Consider the following 8,084-nt stretch of genomic DNA (forward strand, 5'->3'; position numbering starts at 1 on the left):
GCTGCGCCGCGCCAAGGGCGGCCTGCGGCTGCTCGGCCGTGGCGAGCTCAAGTCCAAGCTCAACATCGAGGTGCACGGCGCCACCAAGACCGCGATCGCCGCGGTCGAGAAGGCCGGCGGTTCGGTGAAGATCCTCGCCCCTGCCAAGGAAGAAGGCGAGGCGGCGTAACAACTGCGTCATTGGCCCGCGGCTCGCGGGCCTTTACGCATGCGGGACGTGGACTTATCGAAGCCGAGCCCCAGATAATGTCCGGCGTCCGCGAGAGTAGCCCGGCCGCGGGCATGACGGCGCAATAGGCGGCGGGAGAAAGTCCAAGATGGCCTCTGCAGCGGAACAACTGGCAGCCAATCTCAATTTCGGTGCGTTTGCCAAGGCTGACGAACTGAAGAAGCGCATCTGGTTCACCCTGGGTGCGCTGCTCGTTTATCGGCTCGGGACCTACATCCCGCTCCCCGGCATCGATCCCAATATCTGGGAGCAGGTGTTCCGTTCCCAGGCGGGCGGCATCCTCGGCATGTTCAACATGTTCGCCGGCGGCGGCATCCACCGCATGGCGATCTTCGCGCTGAACATCATGCCGTATATCTCGGCCTCGATCATCATCCAGCTCCTCACCACCGTCTCGCCGCAACTCGAGGCGCTGAAGAAGGAAGGCGAGTCCGGCCGCAAGCTGCTGAACCAGTACACCCGCTATCTCACCGTGATCCTGGCCGCGTTCCAGTCCTACGGTATTGCGGTGGGTCTCGAGGGCGCCGGCAACGTCGTCAGCGACCCCGGCATGTTCTTCCGGCTGTCCACCGCGATCACGCTGACCGGCGGCACCATGTTCCTGATGTGGCTGGGCGAGCAGATCACCTCGCGCGGCATCGGCAACGGCATCTCGCTGATCATTCTCGCCGGCATCGTCGCCGAGCTGCCCGCCGCGCTCGCCAACATGCTCGAGCTCGGCCGTCAGGGCGCGATGTCGACCGGCCTGATCCTGGTCGTCATCATCATGGCGGTCGCCGTGATCGCCTTCATCGTGTTCATGGAGCGCGCGCAGCGCCGCCTCTTGATCCAGTATCCGAAGCGTCAGGTTGGCAACAAGATGTTCGAGGGCCAGTCCTCGCATCTGCCGCTCAAGCTCAACACCTCGGGCGTGATCCCGCCGATCTTCGCGTCCTCGCTGCTGCTGCTGCCGACTACGGTTGCGAACTTCAACGCGGGCAGTGGGCCGGAATGGTTCCAGTGGATCACCACCCAGCTCGGCCACGGCCGTCCGCTGTTCCTGATCATGTATCTGGCGCTGATCGTGTTCTTCGCCTTCTTCTACACCGCGATCGTATTCAACCCGACCGAGACCGCGGACAATCTGAAGAAGCACGGCGGCTTCATTCCGGGCATCCGTCCCGGCGAGCGCACCGCGGAATATATCGACTACGTGCTCTCGCGCGTCACCGTGTTAGGTGCGGTCTATCTGGCGATCGTCTGCTTGATCCCGGAGATCCTGATCTCCTACGCCTCGGTGCCGTTCTACTTCGGCGGCACCTCGCTGCTGATCGTCGTCAGTGTCACCATGGACACCGTGGCGCAGGTGCAGGGCTATCTGCTGGCGCATCAGTATGAAGGCCTGATCCGCAAGTCGAAGCTGCGCGGCCGCCGCCGCTAAATGCCTTCTCTCGGCGGCGCCAATGCGCCGCCGATTCGCGGCGCGAGCAATGTGCGACGCCGGCTGCGCCGTCAGCGAGCCACCGGCTGCGTCGGCAGAGCTGCTCTCACTGCGCCGCAATCCCTGATTTCAAAGCCTCCTTGGCGTCCGCCCATTCGCTCCCTTATGATATGGGTAGCGGTGCGGCGCTGATTGTGGTTTGCACCGTTCTTGATCTTCAAACACAGGTGCGCGACGTATCGCTCACCAATCGGGGGGGCGTACGCCGATGAGAATTATACTTCTGGGACCGCCGGGGTCGGGCAAGGGGACCCAGGCGCAACTCTTGGTGCAGCGCTATGGCATCGTCCAGCTCTCGACCGGCGAGATGCTGCGCGCGGCGGTTGCGGCGGGAACGCCGGTCGGGCTGAAGGCCAAGGAGATCATGGCCAGCGGCGGCCTCGTGCCCGACGAGGTCGTGGTCGGAATCATCTCCGACCGAATCGACCAGCCGGATGCCAAAAACGGTTTCATCCTCGACGGCTTCCCGCGCACCGTACCGCAGGCCGAGGCGCTGGACGAGTTGCTCAAGCATAAGCACCTCAAGCTCGATGCCGTCATCGAGCTCCGCGTCAACGAGAGCGCGCTGCTGAGCCGCGTCGAGACTCGCGTCGCCCAGATGCGTGAGCGCGGGGAGGAGGTCCGACTCGACGACACCCCGGAGGTCCTGACCAAGCGGTTAGCCAGCTACCGCAACCAGACGGAACCGCTGATTCACTACTATTCCGAGCGGCGGAAGCTCTCGACCATCGACGGTATGATGGCCATCGACGAGGTCACCCGCGCCATCCATCGGCAGCTGCTGGCGCTGGGCGCTGTCGAGCCGAAGACCCGCGCCAAAAGCGCAGCCAAGGCGGCGCCGGCCAAGAAGGCCAGGGCGGGCAAGACGGTGAGCAAGGCGGCGACCAGGAAAACAGCCAAAAAGCCGGCGGAAACGGCCAGAAAACCCGCCAAATCGGCCAAAAAGGCGGCCAAGACGGCGGTGAAGGGCCCCAAGAAGGCGGCCAAGAAAGCCGGCAAGAAGACCGTCAAGAAAGCAGCGAAAAAGGCAGCCCAAAAGACCGCCAAGAAGGCAGTCAAAAAGGGTGCCAGGAAGGCTGCAAAAAAGGTCACGAAAAAGCGAGCCAAGCGCTAGCAGCGGTTGACGAAAGCCCCTGGAATCCCTTAATAAGCCCCGCATCCAAGTCGGATAGTTTCAGACGATGCCGGGCCCCAGGAAGACCGGGGGTGGGCGTCGTGTTCGCGTTTGTGAACACCTGCCCGAGAACACAAGCACTTAAGCCCGATCCTGACGAGGATCGGCGACAGGAGAGAAGGCCGTGGCCCGTATTGCCGGCGTGAACATTCCCACCAACAAGCGCGTGCTGATCGCGCTCCAGTACATCCATGGCATCGGTCAGAAGATCGCCGGTGAGATCCTGGAGAAGGTGAAGATCCCCGTGGATCGTCGCGTCAATCAGCTCAGCGATGCCGAAGTGCTCCAGATCCGCGAAGTGATCGACCGCGACTATCTCGTCGAGGGCGACCTGCGTCGCGAGGTCGGCATCAACATCAAGCGTCTGATGGACCTCGGCTGCTATCGCGGCCTGCGTCATCGTCGCGGTCTGCCGGTGCGCGGCCAGCGCACCCACACCAATGCGCGCACGCGCAAGGGCCCGGCGAAGGCCATCGCCGGCAAGAAGAAGTAAGTTTTCGAATCCAAATCGCGGCGTGTGGCGAACAGGGATGACCCGTTCGCCACGCGCCTTTCGTTCCACAGGTGTAGCCGCTGGCATTACGGCGGCGTTTGAGATCTTCAGGAAAGGTACTCCATGGGCAAGGAAGCCACCCGCGTTCGTCGTCGTGAGCGCAAGAACATCGCCTCCGGCGTCGCGCACGTGAATTCGTCGTTCAACAACACGACCATCACCATCACCGACGCGCAGGGCAACACGATTGCCTGGTCTTCCGCCGGCACGATGGGCTTCAAGGGCTCGCGCAAGTCGACCCCGTACGCCGCGCAGGTTGCCGCCGAAGACGTGTCCAAGAAGGCGCAGGAGCACGGCATGCGCACGCTCGAAGTCGAAGTCGCAGGTCCCGGTTCGGGCCGCGAATCGGCGCTCCGCGCGCTCCAGGCCGCAGGCTTCACCGTCACCTCGATCCGTGACGTGACTACGATCCCGCACAACGGTTGCCGTCCCCGCAAGCGTCGGCGCGTTTGATACGAAATTGCGGGCGCATCGGCGCCCGCGATTGTTTTTTGCAAAGCCGCGGGAATGACCTGCGGCCTTTCTCCAACGCCAGTATCTGCAATCGCAGTATGACTGGCCTGTATGGGTGAAACAGTGACGATCCAGAAAAATTGGCAAGAACTGATTCGACCGAACAAGCTCCAGGTGCAGCCCGGCAGCGATCCCTCGCGTTTCGCGACCATCGTCGCCGAGCCGCTCGAGCGCGGCTTCGGCCAGACGCTCGGCAACGCGCTGCGCCGCATCCTGCTCTCCTCGCTCCAGGGCGCAGCGGTGCAGTCGGTGCACATCGACGGCGTGCTGCACGAGTTCTCCTCGATCGCGGGCGTCCGTGAGGACGTCACCGACATCGTGCTCAACATCAAGGACATCTCGATCAAGATGCAGGGCGAAGGCCCCAAGCGTATGGTCGTGAAGAAGTCCGGCCCGGGCGTCGTCACCGCTGGCGACATCCAGACCGTCGGCGACGTCGTCGTGCTCAACCCGGATCTGCAGATCTGCACCCTCGACGAAGGCGCCGAGATCCGCATGGAGTTCACGGTCGCCACCGGCAAGGGCTACGTGCCCGCCGAGCGCAACCGTCCCGAGGATGCGCCGATCGGCCTGATCCCGGTCGACAGCCTGTACTCGCCGGTCCGCAAGGTCTCCTACAAGGTCGAGAACACCCGTGAGGGCCAGATCCTCGACTACGACAAGCTGACCATGACGATCGAGACCAACGGCGCGCTGACGCCGGATGACTCCGTGGCTTACGCCGCGCGCATCCTGCAGGATCAGCTCAACGTGTTCGTCAACTTCGAAGAGCCGCGCAAGGAAGTCGCCCAGGAGATCATCCCGGACCTCGCCTTCAACCCGGCCTTCCTCAAGAAGGTGGACGAGCTCGAGCTGTCGGTGCGTTCGGCCAACTGCTTGAAGAACGACAACATCGTCTACATCGGCGACCTCGTGCAGAAGAGCGAAGCGGAAATGCTCCGCACCCCGAACTTCGGCCGCAAGTCGCTCAACGAGATCAAGGAAGTGCTGGCCCAGATGGGTCTGCATCTCGGCATGGAAGTACCGGGCTGGCCGCCGGAGAACATCGACGAGCTCGCCAAGCGCTTCGAGGATCACTACTGAGTATTTCGTCATTCCGGGGCGGTCCGTAGGACCGAACCCGGAATCTCGAGATTCCGGATCGACGCTTCGCGCCGTCCGGAATGACGACCGGGCGAACGCAGGCAGCCCACCTGAGCAACATGTCCGACGAACCGTCGCGGCAGTTTTTACGTAAGGAATAGTCACATGCGTCACGGCAAGGTTCATCGGAAGCTCAACCGCACTGCCGAGCATCGCCGCGCGATGTTCGCCAATATGTGCGCCGCGCTGATCAAGCACGAGCAGATCGTCACCACGCTGCCGAAGGCGAAAGAATTGCGCCCGATCGTCGAGAAGCTGGTCACCCTCGGCAAGAAGGGCGGGCTGGCCATGCGCCGCCAGGCCATCTCCGAGATGCGCGACAAGGACCAGGTCAAGAAGCTGTTCGACGTTTTGGCGCCCCGCTACAAGGACCGCCAGGGCGGCTACACCCGCATCATCAAGGCCGGCTTCCGCTACGGCGACAACGCCGCGATGGCCGTGATCGAGTTCGTCGATCGCGACGTCGATGCCAAGGGCCAGGACTCCGGTCCGGTGCAGGAGAAGGAAGCCGAGGCGGCGTAAGCCGACCGGCATTGGGTTTTCAGAAAGCGGCGCCCCTGGGCGCCGCTTTTTTGTATGGCGCAACGGCATCTCATGCTGCGCGTCGTTTTGTTGAACGCATTCCGGGCGGGGGCCCTCATGAGGATTGTGTTTGGATTCGTGTTGGCGCTGCTGATGTCGCCGGCCGCTGGCGAAACGCTGGTCGAGCGCGCGCGGCCGTTATCTGTTGACCATTGCCCATTGCCTGGAATGCCATACGCCGGAAGGCCCGTCCGCCGTCCACGATTTCGCCGCAGCGAGCGGCAAGGGCGGCCGGACGTTCAGGGGGCCGTGGGGGGAGTCCGTCTCTCCCAACATCACCCCCGATCGAGCGATCGGCCTGGGCCAATGGAGCGACGACGAAATCAAACGTGCGATTACGCAAGGCATCGCGCGCGATGGTCACAAGCTCAAGCCGCCGATGGCCTATGCTGCCTACGCCAGCATGACGGCCCAGGATCTCGATGCGATCGTCGCCTTTCTCAGGACGCTGCCGCCGCGATGACGGACCCGTAGGGTGGGCAAAGGCGCGCTCTTCGCGCGCCGTGCCCACCATGGGTCTAGCACCGTCTCGAAATGGTGGGCACGCTCCGCTTTGCCCACCCTACGATTCCTCCGTTGTGGCGGCCGATCCTCACGCGTCGGTGAGTGGCGATTGCATCCGTCTGCGCTGCGCACGATATCCGCACCAGCTTCAAATGGAGATGACGCATGAACATCGACCTTTCCGGAAAGACCGCGCTCGTGACCGGCTCGACCGCCGGCATTGGCCACGCCATTGCCAAGGGTCTCGCCGCTTCAGGCGCCAGCGTTGTGATCAATGGCCGCGGCCAAGACAAGGTCGATGCCGCCGTACGCAAGCTGGAAGGGACGGGCGCCAAGGTGCGCGGAATCGCTGCCGACGTCTCGACTGCCGCAGGCTGCAAGGCGCTCGTTGCGGCGCTGCCGGACGTCGACATCCTCATCAACAATGCCGGCATCTTCGAGCCGAAGGACTTTTTCGACATCCCCGACGAGGACTGGAGCCGCTTCTTCGAGGTCAACGTCATGAGCGGCGTGCGGCTGTCGCGCGCCTATATGCAAGGCATGCTCAAGCGCAATTGGGGCCGCATCGTCTTCATCTCCTCGGAGTCCGGGCTCAACATTCCCGTCGAGATGATCCACTACGGCATGAGCAAGACGGCCCAGCTCTCGGTCGCGCGGGGCCTGGCGCAGCTCACCCGCGGCACCGGCGTCACCGTCAATTCCGTGCTGCCGGGCCCGACCATGTCGGAGGGCGTCGAGACCTTCGTGAAGGATCTCGCGAAGCAAAACGGACAATCCGTGGACGAGGCCGCGGCCAATTTCGTCAAGCAGCATCGCCCGAGCTCGTTGATTCAGCGCTTCGCCAGTGTCGACGAGATCGCCAACATGGTGGTCTACGTTGCTTCGAAGCAGGCGTCTGCCACCAACGGCGCGGCGCTGCGCGCGGAAGGCGGCATCGTCAACACGATCGCCTGAGGCCGTGTATGACAGCCTACGCAATTTCCGAGGTCGAGACGCGCGATCCCGACGGATTTGAGGCCTATCGGACGCTCGCCGCGAAGACGATCGCGCAGTACGGCGGGCACTATCTCGTCCGTGGCGGCAAAGCCGAACTGGCGGAGGGCAATCTTCCGCCGAAGGCCATCGTGATCGTCGAATTCCCGTCGATGGCGAGGCTGAAGGAATGGTACGCCTCGCCGGAATATGCCGAGGCGCTCGAGCTGCGGCAGACGGCGCTGGAGCGGCGGCTGCTATTCGTCGAGGGCGGGGCTTGAACGTAGCTGCCGTAGGGTGGGCAAAGTGTAGCGTGCCCGCCACCTCGAGTGCATGTTGAGAAGATTGTGGTGGGCACGGCGCAAGTGCGCCTTTGCCCACCCTGCGAGTCCTTCGCCTACCACCCCTCCAGCACGATCTTGCCGCGCGACTTGCCGCTCTCGAGCAGCGCATGCGCGCGCTTGAGGTTGGCGGCGTTGATCGTGCCGAAAGTCTGGTCGAGCGTCGTGCGCAGCACGCCCTTGTCGATGAGGTCGGCGACGTCGTTCAGCAGATGATGCTGCGCGATCATGTCCGCCGTCTGGAACGAGGAGCGCGTGAACATCGATTCCCAGTGGACCGAGATCGCCTTGCCCTTAAACGTGCTCATGGTGAACTCCGGGGGATCGTCGATCAGGCCGAACCGGCCCTGCGGCGCCATCAACTCGGCGATCGCCTTGTAGTGCTGGTCGGTGAAGGTGAGGCTCGCCACCAGCGCGACCGGCGGCAGCTTCAGCTTCTCGATCTGCTCCTTCATCGGCTTGCCATGATCGATTACCGCATGCGCGCCGAGATCGAGGCACCATTTTTGCGATTCCGGCCGCGTCGCGGTCGCGAGCACCGTCAGCCCGGTGAGGCGGCGGGCAAGCTGGATCAGGATCGAGCCGACGCCGCC

The 8,084-nt window shown here is 63.6% G+C and carries 11 protein-coding genes; 10 read left to right on the top strand and 1 reads right to left on the bottom strand.

Features of this window, described 5'->3' with window-relative positions; translation table 11 throughout:
* The 10 genes from MOV75_RS19500 to MOV75_RS19545 all read left to right on the top strand — a co-directional run.
* Nucleotides 1–169: uL15m family ribosomal protein (locus MOV75_RS19500; RefSeq protein WP_247006412.1), on the top strand; the 169-nt coding region annotated here is incomplete at its 5' end.
* Nucleotides 170–317: 148 nt separating this feature from the next.
* The gene (gene secY / locus MOV75_RS19505) at nucleotides 318–1,649 is read left to right on the top strand and encodes a preprotein translocase subunit SecY (RefSeq protein WP_246916884.1); all 1,332 of its coding nucleotides are present in this window, start codon (nucleotides 318–320) and stop codon (nucleotides 1,647–1,649) included.
* A 268-nt stretch (nucleotides 1,650–1,917) separates the two neighbouring features.
* Nucleotides 1,918–2,823, top strand: coding sequence for an adenylate kinase (locus MOV75_RS19510; RefSeq protein WP_247006409.1), 906 nt, complete (start codon nucleotides 1,918–1,920; stop codon nucleotides 2,821–2,823).
* 184 nt (nucleotides 2,824–3,007) lie between these two features.
* Nucleotides 3,008–3,376 (top strand): 30S ribosomal protein S13, encoded by a 369-nt coding sequence (gene rpsM, locus MOV75_RS19515; RefSeq protein ID WP_008549231.1) that lies wholly within the window; start codon nucleotides 3,008–3,010, stop codon nucleotides 3,374–3,376.
* A 123-nt stretch (nucleotides 3,377–3,499) separates the two neighbouring features.
* Nucleotides 3,500–3,889, top strand: a complete 390-nt coding sequence (gene rpsK / locus MOV75_RS19520) for a 30S ribosomal protein S11 (RefSeq protein ID WP_007603045.1) — start codon at nucleotides 3,500–3,502, stop codon at nucleotides 3,887–3,889.
* A 111-nt stretch (nucleotides 3,890–4,000) separates the two neighbouring features.
* Nucleotides 4,001–5,032, top strand: coding sequence for a DNA-directed RNA polymerase subunit alpha (locus MOV75_RS19525; protein WP_094895375.1), 1,032 nt, complete (start codon nucleotides 4,001–4,003; stop codon nucleotides 5,030–5,032).
* 165 nt (nucleotides 5,033–5,197) lie between these two features.
* Nucleotides 5,198–5,614, top strand: a complete 417-nt coding sequence (rplQ, locus tag MOV75_RS19530) for a 50S ribosomal protein L17 (RefSeq protein WP_018322277.1) — start codon at nucleotides 5,198–5,200, stop codon at nucleotides 5,612–5,614.
* Nucleotides 5,615–5,780: 166 nt separating this feature from the next.
* On the top strand, nucleotides 5,781–6,137 hold the full coding sequence (locus MOV75_RS19535; protein ID WP_258719477.1) for a c-type cytochrome: 357 nt from the start codon (nucleotides 5,781–5,783) through the stop codon (nucleotides 6,135–6,137).
* Between the two features lie 206 nt (nucleotides 6,138–6,343).
* Nucleotides 6,344–7,132, top strand: a complete 789-nt coding sequence (locus tag MOV75_RS19540; protein WP_246916875.1) for an SDR family NAD(P)-dependent oxidoreductase — start codon at nucleotides 6,344–6,346, stop codon at nucleotides 7,130–7,132.
* A gap of 8 nt (nucleotides 7,133–7,140) precedes the next feature.
* Nucleotides 7,141–7,431 (top strand): DUF1330 domain-containing protein, encoded by a 291-nt coding sequence (locus MOV75_RS19545; protein WP_247006410.1) that lies wholly within the window; start codon nucleotides 7,141–7,143, stop codon nucleotides 7,429–7,431.
* A 116-nt stretch (nucleotides 7,432–7,547) separates the two neighbouring features.
* Here the strand turns inward: MOV75_RS19545 and MOV75_RS19550 are convergent.
* The coding region (locus MOV75_RS19550) for a zinc-binding alcohol dehydrogenase family protein (RefSeq protein WP_247006411.1) at nucleotides 7,548–8,084 on the bottom strand (537 nt) is incomplete at its 5' end.

The sequence above is a fragment of the Bradyrhizobium sp. PRIMUS42 genome (assembly GCF_023006515.1).
Classification (GTDB): domain Bacteria; phylum Pseudomonadota; class Alphaproteobacteria; order Rhizobiales; family Xanthobacteraceae; genus Bradyrhizobium.